The sequence below is a fragment of the Prevotella sp. genome, assembly GCF_036570325.1.
Lineage (GTDB): Bacteria > Bacteroidota > Bacteroidia > Bacteroidales > Bacteroidaceae > Prevotella.
The window spans coordinates 272,262-292,175 of the sequence record NZ_DATCYK010000056.1 but is presented as its reverse complement, the minus strand read 5'-3'; the positions used below and the strand labels follow the sequence as shown (position 1 = coordinate 292,175).

General features: G+C 40.4%; 18 protein-coding genes and 2 pseudogenes. 6 read left to right on the top strand and 14 right to left on the bottom strand.

The window, feature by feature from the left end; translation table 11 throughout:
* Positions 1-118 precede the first annotated feature (118 nt).
* The 3 genes from VIR50_RS05350 to VIR50_RS05340 form a co-directional block, all read right to left on the bottom strand.
* A complete protein-coding gene (locus VIR50_RS05350; protein ID WP_331934105.1) occupies positions 119-643 on the bottom strand; it encodes a hypothetical protein in 525 nt (174 codons plus the stop codon).
* Positions 644-761: 118 nt separating this feature from the next.
* Positions 762-2,033: an RtcB family protein gene (locus VIR50_RS05345; RefSeq protein ID WP_331934104.1), complete on the bottom strand. Its 1,272-nt coding sequence runs from the start codon at positions 2,031-2,033 to the stop codon at positions 762-764.
* A gap of 899 nt (positions 2,034-2,932) precedes the next feature.
* On the bottom strand, positions 2,933-3,589 hold the full coding sequence (locus VIR50_RS05340) for a flavodoxin family protein (RefSeq protein WP_331934103.1): 657 nt from the start codon (positions 3,587-3,589) through the stop codon (positions 2,933-2,935).
* A 535-nt stretch (positions 3,590-4,124) separates the two neighbouring features.
* Here VIR50_RS05340 and VIR50_RS05335 point away from each other — a divergent pair.
* Genes VIR50_RS05335 through VIR50_RS05325 form a run of 3 tightly spaced genes read left to right on the top strand, consistent with a single transcriptional unit; the run spans position 4,125 to position 7,742 of the window.
* Positions 4,125-5,414, top strand: a complete 1,290-nt coding sequence (locus tag VIR50_RS05335) for a site-specific integrase (protein ID WP_331934102.1) — start codon at positions 4,125-4,127, stop codon at positions 5,412-5,414.
* 12 nt (positions 5,415-5,426) lie between these two features.
* Entirely contained in the window at positions 5,427-6,704 is a 1,278-nt protein-coding gene (locus tag VIR50_RS05330) for a PDDEXK nuclease domain-containing protein (RefSeq protein WP_331934101.1), read from the top strand.
* Between the two features lie 9 nt (positions 6,705-6,713).
* Positions 6,714-7,742 carry a DUF2971 domain-containing protein gene (locus VIR50_RS05325; protein ID WP_331934100.1) on the top strand — a complete coding sequence of 343 codons (1,029 nt, stop codon included), beginning with the start codon at positions 6,714-6,716 and terminating at the stop codon, positions 7,740-7,742.
* Positions 7,743-7,846: 104 nt separating this feature from the next.
* Here the strand turns inward: VIR50_RS05325 and VIR50_RS05320 are convergent.
* The 6 genes and pseudogenes from VIR50_RS05320 to VIR50_RS05295 all read right to left on the bottom strand — a co-directional run bounded on the left by VIR50_RS05320 (position 7,847) and on the right by VIR50_RS05295 (position 12,329).
* Positions 7,847-8,508, bottom strand: a pseudogene (locus VIR50_RS05320) (hypothetical protein).
* Positions 8,509-8,529: 21 nt separating this feature from the next.
* A complete protein-coding gene (locus VIR50_RS05315) occupies positions 8,530-9,453 on the bottom strand; it encodes a relaxase/mobilization nuclease domain-containing protein (protein ID WP_331934099.1) in 924 nt (307 codons plus the stop codon).
* Complete coding sequence (locus tag VIR50_RS05310) at positions 9,450-9,797, bottom strand: plasmid mobilization protein (RefSeq protein ID WP_331934098.1); 348 nt, start codon at positions 9,795-9,797, stop codon at positions 9,450-9,452. Before VIR50_RS05310 ends, VIR50_RS05315 begins: the two co-directional genes overlap by 4 nt.
* A 104-nt stretch (positions 9,798-9,901) precedes the next feature.
* Positions 9,902-10,792, bottom strand: a complete 891-nt coding sequence (locus VIR50_RS05305; protein WP_331934097.1) for a CHC2 zinc finger domain-containing protein — start codon at positions 10,790-10,792, stop codon at positions 9,902-9,904.
* Between the two features lie 182 nt (positions 10,793-10,974).
* Complete coding sequence (locus VIR50_RS05300) at positions 10,975-12,021, bottom strand: AAA family ATPase (protein ID WP_331934096.1); 1,047 nt, start codon at positions 12,019-12,021, stop codon at positions 10,975-10,977.
* Positions 12,018-12,329, bottom strand: a pseudogene (locus tag VIR50_RS05295) (DUF3853 family protein). The gene VIR50_RS05300 and the pseudogene VIR50_RS05295 overlap by 4 nt, the downstream one beginning before the upstream one ends.
* A 358-nt stretch (positions 12,330-12,687) precedes the next feature.
* Here VIR50_RS05295 and VIR50_RS05290 point away from each other — a divergent pair.
* Genes VIR50_RS05290 through VIR50_RS05280 form a run of 3 tightly spaced genes read left to right on the top strand, consistent with a single transcriptional unit; the run spans position 12,688 to position 16,651 of the window.
* The gene (locus tag VIR50_RS05290; protein ID WP_331934095.1) at positions 12,688-12,891 is read left to right on the top strand and encodes a helix-turn-helix domain-containing protein; all 204 of its coding nucleotides are present in this window, start codon (positions 12,688-12,690) and stop codon (positions 12,889-12,891) included.
* A gap of 7 nt (positions 12,892-12,898) precedes the next feature.
* On the top strand, positions 12,899-14,821 hold the full coding sequence (locus tag VIR50_RS05285) for an ATP-dependent nuclease (protein WP_331934094.1): 1,923 nt from the start codon (positions 12,899-12,901) through the stop codon (positions 14,819-14,821).
* A 3-nt stretch (positions 14,822-14,824) separates the two neighbouring features.
* Entirely contained in the window at positions 14,825-16,651 is a 1,827-nt protein-coding gene (locus VIR50_RS05280) for a UvrD-helicase domain-containing protein (RefSeq protein WP_331934093.1), read from the top strand.
* A 353-nt stretch (positions 16,652-17,004) separates the two neighbouring features.
* Here VIR50_RS05280 and VIR50_RS05275 read toward each other — a convergent pair whose 3' ends face one another.
* The 5 genes from VIR50_RS05275 to VIR50_RS05255 are packed head-to-tail and all read right to left on the bottom strand — an operon-like array spanning position 17,005 to position 19,721.
* Positions 17,005-18,288, bottom strand: a complete 1,284-nt coding sequence (locus VIR50_RS05275) for a site-specific integrase (RefSeq protein ID WP_331934092.1) — start codon at positions 18,286-18,288, stop codon at positions 17,005-17,007.
* Complete coding sequence (locus tag VIR50_RS05270) at positions 18,285-18,578, bottom strand: hypothetical protein (protein WP_331934091.1); 294 nt, start codon at positions 18,576-18,578, stop codon at positions 18,285-18,287. Before VIR50_RS05270 ends, VIR50_RS05275 begins: the two co-directional genes overlap by 4 nt.
* Positions 18,575-18,994, bottom strand: coding sequence for a hypothetical protein (locus tag VIR50_RS05265; protein WP_331934090.1), 420 nt, complete (start codon positions 18,992-18,994; stop codon positions 18,575-18,577). The genes VIR50_RS05270 and VIR50_RS05265 overlap by 4 nt, the downstream gene beginning before the upstream one ends.
* A complete protein-coding gene (locus tag VIR50_RS05260; protein ID WP_331934089.1) occupies positions 18,991-19,335 on the bottom strand; it encodes a hypothetical protein in 345 nt (114 codons plus the stop codon). Before VIR50_RS05260 ends, VIR50_RS05265 begins: the two co-directional genes overlap by 4 nt.
* A complete protein-coding gene (locus VIR50_RS05255; RefSeq protein ID WP_331934088.1) occupies positions 19,332-19,721 on the bottom strand; it encodes a helix-turn-helix domain-containing protein in 390 nt (129 codons plus the stop codon). The genes VIR50_RS05260 and VIR50_RS05255 overlap by 4 nt, the downstream gene beginning before the upstream one ends.
* Positions 19,722-19,914: the final 193 nt, after the last annotated feature.

Here is a 19,914-nt window from a genome sequence, read left to right as displayed (position 1 = left end):
ATAACCATGAAATACGCTCATTATTGTGCCATTACGCAGATTATATCTTACAGTCTTCACGCGACATCCTCTTCGGTTATTAAATACCGAAGAGGATAAACTGTTATTATTAGGGGTACTACGCAATGATTTGCGCACGGAGATCGTTCTTGCATTTCTCTACAATTCGGCGCCACAGTTCACTATCGTGCAGGACTAATGCGGCAATGTGTTCTTTGTACTTCTCATAAAACTCAATGGGACTGTTCTCAAATAATTCATCATGACTATAACTGATAATTTCTTTCCAATTCCATCTATCGATGAATTTCTCCAGTAATTCCTCTGTCAATGGCAGGGAGCTGTTATCAGAAAGCTCATTCCAATCCCATTTATCCTTGAATACTTCAAGAGTTTCTTCTGTCAAGAACTTCTCGTCAGCATAACATGAGAAAGTCTTCCAGTCAATGCGATTTTTGAACTTCTGTACCATAGGAATGGTCCATTGGATATTTCTGTTTTCTACTACTTCCGACCAATCCAACCGATCTTGATACTTATCCAAAAGAGTTTCTGTCCAGCAGAAGTCTCTTGATAACTCTTTCCATGCCTGCTCATCTGCGATTTGCTGCATGAAATCACTACTCAACTGTTTCGTTACCATAATCCTTTTATTAATATTACATATTCTAATTGTATGCAAAGATAGAATGTACCTACCTCATATTGCGACACACCTTTTAATAATCTTTTTTCTACCCATTCACTTTCAAGGGTAAATATCATCTGTATGCCTTGAAATTGAAAACCGGTTTGATGATATTTACTATATCTACCGTATCACGAACGTTCTCGATGATTTCCTTTGCAGGCTTATAAACCATAGGAGCTTCATCCTTGGTTTCTTCCGCTATAGTCTCACTATAAACTCCCTGCATAGACTGACGGAAAGCATCGAGTGTTATCTTCTCACGAGCAGCCGTGCGGCTCATTACTCGACCGGCGCCGTGGGGAGCGGATGAATTCCAATCATCATTGCCTTTGCCTCGACAGATTAACGAGCCATCACGCATATTGAGTGGGATAATACAAAGCTCATCCTTATAGGCAGAGATAGCCCCCTTACGTATGATATTGTCATCGTCTATATAATTATGTACGCTCTCAAATATTTCGGTTTCATCCACCACTGCGCCGAATTGCTCTTTTAGAAAGTCCATTAGGATATGGGCTATCAGCTTACGATTCATTGTGGCCCACACTTGGCAGAGACGCATATCGTGGAGATAGTCCTCACGCAAAGTACCCTGCAGGTAGCAAAGGTCTTCCGGAATAGACGGCTTACGCATCACAAACGAATTATGCAGTTCACGAATAGCCTCCTTCAACTCGGAACGTAGACCTTGCGCCTTGTAGTCGGCTATCATTTTTGTTTGCTGCTCCATCAGTTCATCCCACCCCGACTGATTCTTAATGGCAATCTTTTGGTATAATTCCGCCACTTGCTTACCCAGATTACGACTTCCCGTATGAAGTACAAGATAATATTTGCCACTATTATCACGGTCTATTTCTATAAAGTGATTGCCACCACCAAGCGAACCGATGGCTTTATAGATTCGTTTGACATCTTTCAAGTATCGATAACAGCGTACGTCCTTCACAATTTCCTTCGACAAGATATATCGGTCAATATACTGCTGTCGCAAGGGCACATACTTCTCAGAACGAACATCCCTTCCCGAAGGAACGTTCTTCAAGATAAACTCATTAAACTGATGGAAGTCAATCTCACGGCAAGTAGTGAATGGAGTAACATGAATGCCACAGCCTATATCCATACCAACAATGTTAGGTACCACACGTTTACCCAAGTCTGCAGTAAAACCGATAACACAACCTGCCCCGGCATGCACGTCGGGCATGATACGTATTTTGCTATGCTTAAAAACATCGATGGAGAGCAAAGTAGCTATCTGTTCTATAGCCACATCCTCAATATCATCTGTGAATATCTTCACGTCAAATTTTCTGTACAATTCTTCTTTTGTCATATCTACTTTAATTCTTTCTTAGGATAAAATCATATTGCTCTTATATATCTTTTCACCACATGGAATATGTCCCCTCCATATTTACCAACGCTCATTACGGATTTTATCAAAACGATGTTAAATATCATAGTGGTAATATCGGTAACATGTAGAGCTTTGGCCTATCTCCATAGGATTAACCTCTTCTTTGCAAACTCCTGCATTAGGAATGATTTAAAAATTAATCTTATTTTTTGTGCAAAATAAAGAGAGGGGTGTGCCAAAAAGTGACTCAGCTAAACTTTTTTACTCCAAAAAATGTCTTCCACATACAAATACTTCCCACTTTCAAACTTCTTACGCATAAATAAATGATGCAAAGATATAAGATAAATGCCAATCTGTTACCACACTAAATATCCACGTTTAACTATTGCAAAAGGTATATTTTGCGGTAAAAGTCTATGTGTACATATTTTTACTTTAGACCTATATAATATCAACGGTCTGCCTACCAATTTTAGGAAATCGGTTTATAAGAACTGTAAAAGTCTAATAAAATACCACCGAATAAGGAGTTCTCAATCCTTACTCGGTGGTAAAATGATAAAAAAGAAGGCTAATTTGTAACAAATAGCCGCTCATATTCTTATCAAACAGGTAACTCTACAACAAAAAAATCTACCATTTCTCCAAAGTAGATTATATACTCATCCTTATCTGCACCATGATTTCGGATGAAGATAGATAAAAATATTTCTGTATATACTCAGCTAACAATGTATACTCCTCTCATAACTATACTGCTCACTTGATCCCCACACTTAGTTGTTATTAAAACTTCCTTTTACAATGTACACAAGATGACGCAGGCATTGTTAATGATGTCAATAGGCTTCTTAGTTGTCTCAATTATATTTCTATACAGACATTATTTTCTCAACCATGCGTCTACCCGCATCAAAAGAATTCTGCAAATCCTTCTCCCAATGCTCATCACGCCAAGGCTTTTTAAGGTCAGGACGAAGACCATCCATCTCATAACGGTCATAATTCTTCACCTGCGTAGTATTAAGAGCGAGGATTCGTTCCGGCTTCGATAAGAACTGCTCAATGACTCCTTCTAAATGACTATACATGGGCAACATCAGTTCCTGCTGCATGTCATTGGTATTCATTGTATAAATAGTAGCTGTAGGCACATGCTTAGGAGGATTAGCAGAAAAATCCTTATAACTAAGCCAAGGATAAAATAAACGTGTGATTACAGCATGCAGTTGAGCTGTAACATCACTGAAATAGATTGGCGATGCAAACACAATACCATCTGCGTATGCAGCCTCACGCAGAGAATCTGTCAACCCATCCTTGCGCCCACACACATCACGGAACTTACTGTCCTTCATCTTACACGCCATACAAGCATAGCAGTCCTTAAAATCTATCTCATAAAGGCGGATGCGCTTTACCTCCACCTCCTGTCCCATAGACTCAGCACCTGCTTTGAAAGCTTCAATCATACACCCGGTGTTCATGTTCTTGCGTGGACCACCATCGAAAATAACAATCTTCTTCATCCTTTTTTATTATTACCTACTTTATGACAATGGGAACAAACTGTTCCCACCATTTCTATTGATACTGCAAAGATATAACATTTAGACAAAAACGTACAATGAGCGTTGAAAAACATCAACATACTTTTCACATTAATCACTACTCCCTTTTGCAACATTTACATGCAAAAGAGATACTCTACACATGAAAACATAACGAATTATTACTGTCGATATAGTAAAACAGATAGGACACAACGATCACAAGGCGATAAAACTCTAATTGATATAGCAGACAACAGCAAGGAAAAGGTAATGAAAAAATCGGATATAATAAAAGGTGCAAATCACGTAACTCGTTGATTTACAACCTTGTTTGCGGAGAGAGAGAGAGAGGCTCTTTCTCTTGAACCTTCATACTGCATCATACTCACTCAAACTATTGTATAATAGTAATTTACACAGAATTTTAATAAAATAAGATTTCATAGAAAATCTTTGGTAATATCGAAATTTGGGTGTAATTTTGGGTGCAGAAATCTATACACCCAAAAGCATGAATATCAAACGAAACATTATCTTCACGCTGGAGAGTAGAAAAAAGGATGGTGTTCTCATTGTTGAGAACGTACCTATCCGTATGCGTGTCAATTTCGCTTCCAAACGGATTGAGTTCACGACAGGCTATCGCATCGATGCAGTCAAGTGGGATTCGGATAAGCAGCGCGTAAAGAATGGTTGTAGTAACAAGCTGAAACAACCGGCTTCTGAAATCAATGCTTCACTCTTGAGCTATTACACTGAGGTACAGGAAATCTTTAAGAAGTTTGAAGTGGAAGAGATAATGCCGACACAGGAACAAATAAAAGAGGCATTCAACGCTCTGCATAAACCCATTGAGGAAGAAGTCAAACCAAAGAAATCAACGCCTAATGCGTTCTATAAGGTGTTCGATGAGTTCGTGCGTGATTGCGGACGGCAGAATGACTGGACAGATTCTACTTACGAAAAATTTGCGGCAGTGAAAAACCACCTGATGAACTTCCGTGACGGACTTACGTTTGATATCTTTGACGAGAAGGGGCTGAACGATTATGTTACTTATCTCCGGGACGTAAAGGAAATGCGCAATTCGACCATTGGCAAGCAACTTAGTTTCTTGAAATGGTTCTTACGTTGGGCTTTCAAGAAAGGTGTGCATCAGAACAATGCTTACGATAGTTATAAGCCCAAACTCAAAAGTACCCAGAAGAAAGTTATCTTTCTTACATGGGAAGAGCTAAACAAACTCCGAGAGTTCGAAATACCTACTTCCAAACAAGCCTTAGACCGAGTACGTGATGTTTTTCTTTTTCAATGTTTCACGGGCTTGCGTTATTCAGACGTGTTTAATCTCCGTAGAAGCGATATAAAGGGCGACCATATAGAAGTGACAACGGTCAAGACTTCCGATAGTTTGATTATCGAATTGAACAACCACAGCAAGGCGATTCTTGATAAATACAAGGATGTAGCGTTTGAACATAATAAGGTGCTACCTGTGATTACCAACCAGAAGATGAACGATTATCTTAAAGAATTGGCAGAACTAGCAGGTATTGACGAACCTGTGCGCCAAACTTATTATAGGGGTAATGAGCGCATTGATGAGGTTACACCAAAGTATGCCCTACTTGGCACACATGCTGGTCGTAGAACATTCATCTGTAATGCGCTCGCATTGGGCATTCCGCCTCAAGTTGTGATGAAATGGACAGGGCATAGTGATTACAAGGCTATGAAACCATACATAGACATTGCGGACGACATCAAAGCGAATGCCATGAGTAAATTCAATCAATTATAACACCGAAACCATATGAGTCAAGAAATAAATAAAACAGAGCACCAAGATTTATCTCTCGTTGTACGAGCTATTGGTACTGACCTCGAGCATACACAAGTGCGCGTGATTGCTTCGGCTAATGCAGATATGCTTTTCCACTATTGGAAAGTGGGACATTTTATCCTCTACCTCCAAAAGAAAGATGGTTGGGGAAGCAAAGTCATTGACAATCTTTCTAAGGCGATACGTTCTAAATATCCGAATAAGAAAGGGTATTCCACTCGCAATCTTATCTATATGTGCCAATTCGCAAAGACTTATCCTATGGAGGTTCTAACAGAAATGGGTAAGGTTGAAAAGTTGCTTATTAGTCCTTCGGTTGATAATGTATTACAACTCACAAACGAGCTCAATCAATTTACGCAAGAGCCTCTTGCGCAAATACAAGCAGCAGGTATTCGGGGAGATATAATTACGCAAGAACCTCTTGCACAATTAGGAGATGTTTCTGAAACGCTGTCTGCTATCTATCACAGCGATATCAGTCAGATAGAGGAAATCTTCAAGCACTCAGCCATAGTTCGGACCAACTGGGCAAGCCATGTAATTTTGCTTAATAGCAAGTTGCCTTTGGGTGAACGCTTTTGGTATATTACGCAAGCGGTTGCCAATGGTTGGAGCAGCAATGTTCTGCAAATGCAGATTGAGACTAATCTTTTCGCTCGGCAGATTGCAGCAAAAAAAGTGAGTAACTTCTCGGCACGATTGCCCAAGCCGCAAAGCGACCTCGCCAACTATTTGATGAAAGATCCCTACATTTTCGATATGATGGGGCAGACAGATAAGATGGCAGAAAAGGACATCGAACGGCAGCTGGTTTCGCACATCACGAAGTACCTACTCGAAATGGGCAGTGGCTTTGCCTTTGTGGCACAGCAGAAGCATTTTGAAGTGGGTGATTCTAATTTTTATGCCGACCTTATCCTCTATAATATCCAACTACACGCATACGTAGTTATCGAACTTAAAGCCACACCATTTAAGCCCGAATATATGGGCCAACTTAACTTCTACATCAATGTAGTGGATGATACCCTCCGTGGCGAACACGACAACAAGACCATCGGCTTGCTCCTCTGCAATGGTGGTGACAAAGTGGTAGCGCAATATGCCCTTTCGGGCTACGACCAGCCAATCGGTGTCAGCGATTATCAACTAACAAAGGCTATTCCAGACAATTTGAAGTCTGCCTTACCTACAATTGAAGAAGTCGAGGAAGAACTAACTAAGATTGTAGAGCAAGATAAATAACGGATTAATATGATTGGATATAAATATAGAGCTAATGCTATTGAAGGCAAAGATAGTACTCGCGACATTGAATCGCTCTTAAACGATGAAATATGGGCTTCATCATTTCGTAATTTGAATGATCCATTTGAAGCAACTTATACAGATGAGATCAGTAAAGTTTTGCCTATATTCAACCAAGTTTTCAATGTTAACATTGGTGATATACAAAAGAATTGGAAAGAACTGATGGCATTTAAAGATAAGTTGGGAATATATTCTCTATCAACATCTGACAAAGATTTCCCTGATAATGAATTAATGTGGGCTCACTATGCTAATTCTCATAAGGGCTTTTGTATCGCTTATGATGTTGAGAAATTAGAGGATAGTGAGAAATTTTCATTAGATGTTAATCGTATGACAATAAACTACTCTGAAAAACCTCCACAAATAGAGATAACCGATATAAAAAGCCCAAACTTCATTATTAAATTGTTTGGCACCAAGTCGCCAGTATGGCAATACGAGAAAGAGATAAGACTTCTATACACAAACTACGGAATGAAGAAGTATAATCCATTTGCTCTAAAAGCTATCTATTTCGGTTTGGACATGGATAAACAATATCAAGCACAAATTATAGAAAATTTAGAAAATAGAGATGTAAAATTCTATAAAATGGAGCGAAAGGACAAGTCATATAATCTTGTACCAACATTGATTTATGAAAATCAAAGAAAAATTGAAAATAAGTTATCCTCTGACCAATACGAGATATTAAAAATAGATCACAATCATATAGTTGAGAATTTTCATGTTTTGTATAAAGGAATTAAAAAAGGCAAGGAATCCTTGATAAATTTCTCTTCTAAATTCAGAGAACAGTATGCGACAAAACCTTCAAATATAAATATCTATGACAGTAAGGCTTGTATTGATTTAATTGGAAAGTATCCTCTATATGGTAAAGAAAAAACTTTATTTGCTAATCATTTAATCGCACTATCTATGTTTGACACTCCGGATGACATTTGGTTATACCCAGACAAATACTAGAGATTAAACAATAGAATTTTAGGTAACAGTCTATGACTAATGATTATACAAAATAAAAATCCTGCAACAAACTTATTTACTTTGCAGGATTTTATCTTTTATGACTATTGATGAAGTCGTTTTTTAAGTTGCACTTGCTCACCTTTGATACGCTCTTGCTGTTCTATTAGTTCTGCTTGCCGTTGCAGGGCTTGCTCGTAATCAATAACCTTTTGTTGCATCTGCAGAATCGCGTTGGGATTGCGATTTGTGATAAAGACGCTGTCAAGATGCACGAAGTCAGTGGTGGTTGCTTTGCCTTGCATACGTAGATAGCGGTAGCGGAGGTCGTAATCGGAGGCGGTTTGCAGTTGGTTGGCTCCCATACCGAAGAACCAGCAACTAACCATGACCAGTCCGCAGACTAATAAAAGCAACATGCGCTCGGCTAATTGTACGCTGGCAAAGAGAGAGAGAAGTTCTTATACTCTACGGGCTTTTGTTGCTCGCTGATGAGTTGCTGTAAGGCTTCAAACTTTGGGTCAAGTTTCTTGTTCGACTGCGTGAGCGCTTCCAAAACAAAAAGTTGGTGCTCTTTGATTTTGGCTTGCGTCTCTTTGGAAAGATGGATTTGTACGGTCTCTTGCGTTGTGGTGCGCTCTGCGTTTGTGCAGGTAGGCTGTTTTGCAAGCGTGGTGCGCAGTTCTGTTTGAGCCTTGCTGATGGCATTGCATTCTTGTTTGAGTTCTTCGAGAATATCGAGAACGGGGGCTATTTCGTTGTTCATACGATTGTAATTTTGAAGTGATTAAATTCTACGTTTACGATTAGCTCTGCTGCGGAGCTTCTTTTGAAAGCGAAGTTCATCAACATCTATACCTCCACTTGGTATCGGCATCGTAAATATTTCGTCAAGTGCCTCGGATAAATCGGAAGTATATACGCTTTCATCTGTCGAATGTGCCATTGGCTCTTTTGATAGATGCTGTTGCGCTTGCTGGATGTTTCGCTCTATCTCTGCATTGAGGCGCGAGAAAGAGCAGGAACGGTCTATCTTTGAACCACAGAAACTGCAACCATCCTTTTCAAAGATGATTCCTTGCACTACATCTGTATTGCCTTTCGTCTTGAAACGAGTGGCAACATCCTGTTGTTCTAAACCTGAAACAAAATCTTTCCAGTTCTGCGATTGAGGTAATATAGCTTTGATGGCATCGAATATCTCATAGCGTAATTTATCTTCTCCTCGCAGTCGGTAGCGGTTTACCGCCTTCTTCCCCTCTCCAATGTTCAAACCATAACGCTCGGTTAGTTCTCGGCAAACTTTCGTAGAGCGGTATTTCTCGTTGCGGTCGCTGATGGTCTTGCCATCGTTGCCGATACGATTGATACAAATGTGAAGGTGCGGATGCTGGCGGTCGCTGTGCCTTACGATAAGGCTCTGCGTATTGCCATAGCCCATCTTTCGTAAGTATTCATTGGCAATCTCCACCATCACATCGTCTGTCAGTTGCTCGGCATCGTTAGCTGAGAATGAAAGTATTGTGTGGCATACGGGCTTGTGGACGTTCGGATGCATGGAGGCTTGCAGAGCGAACTCGTGAGCGCATAGGTTTTGGTCGGTAAAACCTATGTTATTACTCGCCAAAACCATAGCTTTTCCTTCCTGTTTGCTGAGCATATAGTTGATGACACCTCCGAAGTCTGCTCCTTTAATAATCTTGGCTATCATGGTTTCAAGCGTTTGATGAGTTCATAAATGAGTACTTTCAGTGCATTCAAGTCTTCATTGAGTACAGAGATGCCAAAGGCATTGAGCCGATGAGCTATCTGATTGAGATTGTTTGCCATGCCCGAAACCGTACGGATGAGTTGCATTTCTTCGGGTTTGATTCGGCTCTTTACTTCTGCTTTTGCAATGAGCCGACGTAAAAATTCAGTACGAGTGATAGAAGCTTCTCGTGCTTTTCCCAGCAGAGTATAGTACTCCATCGTATTAAGCCGAAGAAGCACTTGGTATTTCCGTTTCTCTGATAAAGTCTTGGTGGGTCGCCCTCCTTTATTCTTCTGTTCCATAATCGTTCTTTCTGTTGATGAGACCAGCGGGATTTGTCCTCCCAACGATGGGAGCAAGTAGGTTTTGAGATACTCAAAACACAAACTTGCTTCCCAAATACACACTATCTTCTAATGCCACGCTTCGTGGTCGATAATAACGGCTGGTTTTCTTTGAGTTGGGACTTAGAAACGAGCCATTCGTTGAGGTCTTTGTAATTTCGATAACGAGCAGAACCATCAACGATTTGCGGAAATATTTGCTTCAAAAAGGCAAAAGATTTGCGCCCAGCATCGTCATTATCCAGAAAACTTTCTACTTCTTGATAGCCCGCAATCTCTTCTTTGATGCGTGGCAAAAGTACCAAAGAGTTGAGAACAATAGCATCGCTCTTTGAAGATGGATTAAGCGTTTGCCACGAGAGAAAGTCCATGAAACCCTCAAAGATTTGTAGGCGGTCGAAGCATTTTCTAATCGTTGTAATAGCCTTTGGTGCAATACATCCTTTGAAATACGAGTTGCGGATTTCCCATCCGCCAGCATCGTTTGCAAATCCGATGGCATAGTATGTCCGCTTCATATTGCGGAATAGAACTTCCGAGCAATAGGCTTTGGCTACGGAAAGAGGAATGGCACGCACTGCGAGGTAACGAAGCAGACTGGGACTGGAGAGTGGTTGCGCTGAGAGGATTTCCAATTTGCGTTCGAAGTTTTTTCTTTCACCGCCAAAAGAAAATCCTTGATGCGTTACTTGTTTTGCACCACTAAGTCGGTCGATGGCTTCGCTGATAGAACAGCGATGCAAAGCGCATACAAGGTCAATGATGTCGCTATGCTCGCCATTGCCAAAGTCGTACCACTGGTTGCGCTCGGTATTGACTTTGAAGGATGGGGTGCGCTCGTTGCGGAGTGGAGAGCAATACCAATAGTGAATTCCATGTACTCGTGCAGGCGCATAGCCCTGTTGTTGCAAATAATCTGTAATTGCAATTTGCTTGATATGTTGTATATCCATTGTGATTTTGTTTTGATGTTTGAAATGAATAACAGTCAGCCTTTTTCTTTTGGAGGCTGGTTGTTGTTTGTTTGGTCGGAAGGTCGTACACTATAGGCACTACTTTGCGACCGACCAAACTTATTTCTCTTTGGTCGGGTTGGTTCAGGTATATATAGCCTGTGTCCGACCGACCAATGGTTTTAGGGCTGATAATCTTTGTTGAGCCGATATTTTCCTCGTTCCTCCTTGACCACTATGCCTTTGTTGAGCAGAAATTGCAAGAGTTCTTTGAGTTTGGTTTGCCCATAGGATTGTCCCACTATTTCTGCATAAGCCTTTTTGAGTTCCATGATGAGTTCGCCATAGGGCAAGACTTTGCGCAAAGAAAAGGCTTGTACCAATGCTTTTCGATGTTCCATGTCGCTTAGTTCGTGGTAGGAGTAGCGATGGAACTTGCATTCGTTGTTCGTGTAGGTCGAATCGATTTCGGGAACGCACACCTCATCTTCCATTTCCTTGAGCCGAAAAGCGAATTTGTCAAAGGGGTTGGAGCGAATGATGGCAGGGGCTACAATGCTTCGCTCGGGCAGCGTGTTGTCTTTCGTGATTTGTAAGACTGTCTCTGCCTTGTTGTTGAGTTCCGTTCCTATATGCCCTCGTGCATTGTCGTCACCTTTATTGAGGTGTAAGACGGTTTGAATGTGGATATTCTGTTCGCTCGACCACTGCATCAGTTCACCCACCAATTTAGTCGCCTCCGTTGAGTTATTGATGTCAAGCATCAAATCACGAATGCCGTCAATGACCACCAAGCCCACGTTAGGAGTATTGTAAATGGCGTAACGAATGATTTCTCTACGCTCATTGGGATTGACAATAGCTCTGAGATGGCTAAACTTCAAATGCTCCGGCTCTCTATCAATCGGTAGTCCTGCCAATCGCATGCGCTGCATCACGAGTTGGCAATGGTAAGGACTTTGTTCTGTATCAAAGTAAAGGATATTGCGTTTACATTCGTGAAAGGAAGCCTTATACTCCAACACCTGCCCATTGATAAGGGCTGCAGCAACAATGGCACTCACGTTGAAGGTCTTCTTTGCTTTCGCCTTGCCTGTTGATACACTGAAATTGCCCAGCGTGCCAATGATGGCTTCGCCTGCTTGTAGCACAACGGGTGGAAGCGAGAACTCGTCCGTAACATGGATAAGCGATGCTTGCCAAATATTTTCATAGTCAGTTGTATTCATCCTCGCCCTCCCGTCTTTCGTCCTGCCAATTCCAGCGCAAGTTCAGCATCAACAATAATCTTGCGACCTACTTGCGTAATGGCACGGTTGATTTTACCACTCTGTTTGATACGATTAGCCGTAGGCAGACTGCACCCAAAGAGGCGTGCAATGCCAGCCAATCCATACACATATCACTTTTCTTCTTTGGAGGCTGATGCCTTTGCCGTTTCTCCACTCATAGACATATTGCTATGCTGTGCGAGGAAGAGCAATTCTTCGCCCGTCATCTGCCACACAGGTTTGCCCAATAATTCGTTTATCGTCATAATTCCTTGTGTCTTGAAGTTAATAACTCACCCTTGCGCATAGGGTATTTGTCAGTTCTGACGATGCAAAAGTAAAGGGCTTTTGATGTTATTCCAAGAGGTAGGGATATAGCAGGAAGAATAGGGAAATGCAAGGAAATCAAAGACTATCAAAAAAAGCTCAATATACATTCAAAAAGTGGACTATTTCGGGCTAACGCACATTGTTTCTCAATCATCATTGATTGGTTAAGAGATTACTTTTGGTGTCCTCTCACTGGAAAAATTATTTCCAGTAGCGTGAAAGTTCCGTTTTTCTTCGTTTTATTCATTATAAGTTCATAACTTTGTAATCAATATCAAGATAAACAGTCATCTAATGGGACAGAAGAAAGAGCATAGCAATCTCATCAAGGAGCATTTGAAGAAGCGAGGCATCACTCAAACATGGCTCGCCAAAGAGTTGGGCATGAGTTTCAGCATTACCAACGCCTACGTTTGCAATCGCAAGCAACCTAATCTTGCTACCATCTTCAAAGTAGCGGACTTGTTTGGTGTGTCACCAAAAGAATTAATAAAATAGAAAAGTTATGTATCTAAGTAAGATCTATATAAAGAACTTTCGGGGAATCAAGGAACTATTGGTGGAACTCGATAAGAATTTGAACGTAATTATCGGAGCTAATGGGCAGTTGAAAACATCTTTGATGGACGCGATTCGCCTTTTCTATTCATGGGGTGAGCCTAATCGGGATATAGAAATAACAAAAGAGGATTTCTATGTTGAGATTACACAAAACACAAATGGTACTAAAACGGTAAATCCTTCGACGAGGATTGACATATGTTATTTATTTGAAGGATTATCATCACAACAAGAAGGTGCATTTTATCAATATTTGGATAGAAAAGATGATGGTACTATGGTTGCCAGAGTCCATTTGAGTTTTGAAATAAAAGAACAAGGTAGAATTTATTCATCCTATATCACAGGAAAAGAAGAGAATGACTTCCGTGCTGATTGGGATACTTTCCATTATTTTCATCCTTATTATTTGGGGGCATTACGTGACAGCACTCGTGACTTGATGAGCACTCGAAATAACTTGCTGGGAAGAGTGATTAAAAGAAAGATAGACAGGGCAGGTTCGGAAGAAGACGTAAAAGGAATAGTAAATACAGCAAATGACCAGCTGTTGCAAAGACAAGAGGTTAAAGCAACTCAAACTGGTATAAACGATAACCTGAGCCAAATAAACAGGTCAAACCTTCAGGATGTTGAGTTGCATATAGAGCAGAATCGAATAGAGTATATCGTTAATATCATAAAACCTTTCTTGCCATTTTCTAAAGATGACAAGAATGGATTTGTGCTGACTCAAAATAGCCTTGGATACAACAACTTGATATATATAGCTTCGGTATTGAGTGACATTAAAGATTGTCATACGGATGATAATGTGAGTGTCTATGCATTACTGATTGAAGAACCAGAAGCTCACCTTCACCCACAATTGCAGGTAAATCTATATAACTTTCTTAAGAATGCAGATACCAGTGAGAATAGCCAAACATTTATCACTACCCATTCGCCGACTTTAACATCAAAGATACCATTGGAGAATCTCATTCTGCTGAAAAATAATGCTGCATATCATGTTGGGAAGTGCTTTGAAGATAGACATTCAGAGAATATTGTTCGCGACGTTACAGCTAATAACAGACTGTTGAAGAATAATGAGGTAAAAAGCTACCGTAATATGATAGCACGGTATTTTGATGTGACTCGCTCACAATTGCTTTTTTCTAATGGATGCCTGTTTATTGAAGGCATATCAGAATGCCAATTGGTTGAAACATTTTCTAAATTGATAGGCAAATCACTCATTGACCATCAGATAGAAATTGTTGATACAGATGGAACGGCATTCTACCAATTCCTGATGCTGTTCAATTCATCTGATGATAAGAAAAGGTTGCCAATTCATGCGGCTTTTGTGACAGACGAAGACCAATTTACAGAATCTAAGGATAAAGAGTTTAATCTTGACGCTCTCATAGCAGACAATTATGCACAACTGAATGTCTTAAGAGATGGTATTAACAACGGGCATAAAACTGGCAGGGTCAACAATATGACAGCAATGGCTAACGGGCAAGCAGGAATAAAGATATGTTCAGGAAAGAAAACTCTGGAATATCAAATATGTAAAGCTAACGTAACAGGAAATAAAGATGCCATCAAAGGTAATTGGCTTTACGAACTTATTAAACGAGAGAATACAGATGGTATTGATAGGGTTGAAGCCTATATTGATAGTATAGGTGAGCGTGATTTGAATGATGTGGAACAGCAGAATGTTGCGTTACTCATGTGGAAATGTTTACCGGGAAAGGCAAGGTTTGCCCAAACATTGAATTCATTCTTGATAGATAAGATTGAGGCAAGTGGTGATGTGAAGTTTACAGTGCCTACATATATTCAAGAAGCAATATCTCATCTGGTTCTGTAAATCATGGAATACGATTTAACACCACAACGACAGGCATATCTTGACGCAAGAGGGCATACAATATTAACGGCTTGCCCTGGAAGCGGAAAGACTACAAGTATTGTAAAGAAACTACGTGCGGTGTCGCAATATTGTGCAGAGCGTTATGGAAAACATACTGGTTTTGCTTGCCTTTCGTTTACTAATAAAGCCTGTGCTGAGTTAAAGCAGAAATATAGGGAAATGCATGATGAAAGGTTGACTTTTCCCAATGAAGTGCTGACTATTGATAGTTTTATCATGCAATATGTAGTACTTCCATTTTGGTATCTTTGCGATGCTTGTAAGAAGAAACCAATAGTCGTGAATGAGGAAGAGATACTTAATCCAATTTATTTCAACAATGTGTTTAGGAATGGGAAATGGACTTCTTATCCAATACAACCTTTGAGTAAATTTGGTAAAAGGCAATATGACAAGGTACTTTATAAGAAAAGCCCCGCCTTGGTTTCTCGAGAAAAGAACGGGTATAGATGGAATCATAATACAATAAACAAAGTAAAAGAAGTTGAATACTGCGAGACCGTATTTACTTATCGATTAAGTAAAGGCTTTATTACAAGTGGCGATGCTTTATGGATGGCCTGTGATATATTAAAAAATCATCAGGAAATAGCAAGAGCTCTTGTCGCTCGTTTCCCATACATTATTGTTGATGAGGCGCAGGATAATTCTGAATTGCATTTTGATTTCTTCAAACTGTTAAAGAGATCTGGCTTACAAAACCTTGAGTTTGTGGGAGATATTTGCCAGTCCATTTATGGGTTCAATAATGCCAAGCCTGAGTTGCTGCAAAGTATGATGGAAGAAAGGGGCTGGAATGTTTTGCCACTATCTGAATGTAGACGTTCTAACCAACGTATAATAGACTTGTATAGCAAACTGAAATCAAATAATGTGCCTGCTATTACTTCACATGGAGTGGAGGATAAAGGAATTCCGATTGTAGTGTATAAGTATGATGATGGTAATATTAAGGATATTATTCGAGCTTTCTACCAAGTTTGTGAGGATAATAATTTGCTGAGTAGAATCATATTGGCACGTGGTGTGGATAAATGTAAAAAACTGTCTGGTGTTAAGGATGTAAATTTCAAATATTGGAAATCCGATTTGCCATATTTTCTGATTGATGCCGTATTTGCATCGGAGGCTGGTGATATGGATTATGCCTTCCGAAAAATACGTTTGGTCTTGTCTGGATTAATGGCAGAAGATAGCCCTGATACAAAACGGCAGTTTATCCATAAAATAGAACATAATATAGACTGGAATGCAAGGATATTTGGATTTCTGAAACAAATTCCTTCTTTCTCCTTAAGCTTTAAGGAGTGGTCTGAACAAACATGTGTGTTATTGCATGATTTCTGGGAACTTGATGAGCAACCTATGTTTGTGCCATATCAGAGACAGGTGGGCTACAAGATGAAAGAAATGAGAAATATGCCAGTCGAGCGGTTTCATCAGTCAAGGGATAAAAGCAGCGACTATCATAAGAACATTGACACAATACATGCTGTTAAGGGTGCTACATTAGATGCAGTACTATTGTTCTTATCTTCAAATAGTCAAGGACAAGGTATTTCGCTAAATGATTTCCCACGAAGAACTGTAAGAAATATGACTGAAAGCCAGCGCATGATATATGTAGCTTGTTCCAGAGCTACGCAATTTCTAGCATTGGCAGTACCGAAGTCTATCTCAGATGAAACTATTAGGAGAACCATGACTGGGGTGGAGATAGATATACGTTATATCAACCTACAAGGCGAATTAGATTTTACAGATTAATGCTTAGAACTTGAGTGAAAACAAGTATTCTTTGTGAATCGCTCGATTAACTTATGCAAAATGCGCGCTTTACACACCTTTTCCGATGAATTTGTCTCAAAGGATTCTTAAACAGCGACATTTTTGGGTGTAATAAAGGGTGTAAATCACGTAACTTATTGATTTACACCCTTATTTGCGGAGAGAGAGGGTGTGCGACCCTTGACACTCAAAAGGTTCTTGAAGTTGCAGTTCAAGCCTTTCCAGCAATACCCGACTTTTCGGCGATACCATAATATATTATATAATATCATAATTCTTTCTTAAAAACGTGGTCAAATTCGTGGTCGTGGTCAATCACGAATCATTCGTGGTCATTGCCCGATTGAATCAAATTTTGTCATTGATATACGTTTTAATTCATCTACAATCGCAATGTAAGGCTTCATTGCTTCAAATCTTGAATGTCCCGTCCAACGCATTATCACTTCTGCGGGAATGCCTAATTGCAAGGCGGTAACAACAAACGTGCGCCGGGCAACGTGTGTTGTCAGAAGTTGCCATTTCGGTAAGACTTCTTCAAACCGTTGGTTGCCTTGAAAGTAAACAATCCGGGTCGGGTCGTCTATTTCACACAATTTACCCAAGTCTTTCAAGTGCGCATTCATCTTTTCATTGCTGATTATCGGCAACGCCAAATCACGCGGAAAACGTGAATAAGCGTATTTGTCAAGAATCGCTTTTGAATGTCGGTTCAATTCGATTTTCAAGCCGTCCACCGTCTTTTTCGTTACGACTTCGATATGGTCGTTTTTGATGTCGGTTCGTTTCAGTTTTGCAACGTCCGAATATCGAAGCCCAGTAAAGCAGCAGAACAAGAACACGTCCCGGACACGTTCAAGGGCGGCTTGCGACCGCGTGAATGTTTGTTCTTGCAACCGTCCGATTTCTTCTTGGGTCAAATAGATAATTTCTTTGTCGCCCGACACGCCTTTTAATTTCGGCTTGAATGTTTCGTGTAAGTGTCCGGAGTAATATTCAGACGTTGAAGCCCAGCGCAAGAACCACCGCAAGAATGAAAGGTGTTTCGCAATGGTCGTGTTGCGCATTTCTTGGCGTGTCAGATAATCGACATATTCTTGCATTTTCGGTTCGTTCAACGTATAAAAGGACAACAACGGGTCGAATGTCTGCAAATGTCGTTTGAGGGCGGCGAATTTCTCAAAGGTCGATTTCGTCCATTGATTCTTCTTGCCCATTGTTTCGGTGAACAAATCGAAGCAAGGGAAAAATTCGATTCCGTCGTGGTCGCCGATGTCGTTTTTTGTTGGTGTTTCACGTCCGATTAAGTCATTGAACAAGTCTTTCACTTCACCCCTTGATGGAATCCGCTTTTCTATCAATTCATATCGGGACATTACTTCACTAATTGTCGCGCGCCACAAATTGATTGTTCGGTTGATTTCGTCCGCTTGCGGTGAATCCTCAAAGGCTTGTTGCTTTTCGGTGTCCCATTCGGCAATGTCGATGATGAACCCCGTTGCGATGTCCACCGGGGCTTCACCTCGCAACGTGAACCGCATTCGGATTGACACGCCTTTTTCAAAGTGGTTGCGTCTTTTGTACGGAAAGAACTTGACCGACCAATTTATTTTCATTTCCCTTTCGTTTTAAGCATTTCCCCACGCCCAAGCAACAACCATTCAGTCGACACCCCGAAATCGGAAGAGAGAGCCGCCAAAGCGTCCAAATCAATCATTTTATAAGTTGATTCATCAAGGGGCTTGTTCAAGGTGTTCTTAATCCTTGAATATTTTGTTCGATTCAAGTTATTATCGTCGCAAAAGACTTTCAAGCCGGACAATTTCTTTTCGGCAATAAGCAATTCCAACGCTTCAAAGAATCGGCGTTGAATATTGATTGCACGGGGATTTATACTTTTCTTCATTGTGGTTTCCTTGTACGTTCAACCTTGATTGTTCGTTTCAGTGTTACGGTTGCCCCCTTTGTTTGGATTCCAAATGTTGCGTGTTCGGTGTCTGCAAATTCAACGTCAATTTCAAGGTAATTGCCGTTTTCCTTGCACAACAACACAGAAGATTCCGGGGCAAAGGAATATTCGCCCTTTGTCGTTGTTCCGTTATTGTCGTGAACAAAGGTGTTGTCCGATGAAAATTCAAAGGATTCTTTGATGTCAGACGGCACGAAATAACCGCCGCTTGTCAAATACGATGTCGATTCCCAACGTCCAAGCACTGGGGCGAATGTGTAACAGTCTTGCGGCTCGTCGTCTGATGATTGTGTGGAGCAAGAAGCGAACAGGACGCAAAGCAACGCCAATAACAAACATTTACAATGTTTCATTTCATCTTGTCTTTATAATCCGTAATCATTTTATCAAACGCCGGCTTATCAACGGCGGTAAATTCTTCACCATTCAACGCGGCAATTTCCAAAGCGTCGAATATCACGCGTGGCATAACCGAATAATAAGACGGATTGCCATAATACTTTTTGACTTCAATTTGAATCGTAGGCATAACCAATTTATCTTTTATCATTTCATATTCTGATGTTGTCAATTCGATGTAAGGCGGAACACGCTTCAACGACCGCTTCAAATCGAATGATTCAACCTTATTATATATTGAATCGGGCAAATCGGGTCGGGAAAACACCGTTGCGCATCTTAATATTCGTATCATTGTGTTGTTAAGCGGTCAATAATGGTCAATAACTTGTCGATTTGTTCTTGCGCCCGGACAAGGCTTTGTTCCTTGCTTTGCAGCAAGTCCAAAAGTTTGTCCGTGTCGGACTTATTCACGGTTACATTGTTGCCATTGATATTGTCGCCGTTAATGTTGCTTTGTTCGCCCCCAGCATATTGTTGGGGCGCAAGTGTCGGCACACAATCGGGGTAAACCTCAAACAACCTTTCCTTGAACTTGTCGGAAAAAGGCACACGCCCGTTTATCATATCCGAAAGATAGGTGGTTTTCACGCCTAATTGTTCCGCAATGTCGGCTTGCTTCAATCGGTGCGAATATTTTATGCTTTCGATAATCCTTTTAAGTTGTTGATTTACAGCCATATACCTAAAACTTCATATTTTTATTTGAAAATAGTTCTTATTTTATTTGCGTGATATGAATTTATTTCATATCTTTGCAAGCGTATTCCAACACAATACAAAGTTAAAGCATTGCAATATGAATACAAATAGCAAATTTAAGTCATTTTCGCGAGAATCCGCACGGAAATCCGAAAAAAGTACTTTTTTTTAA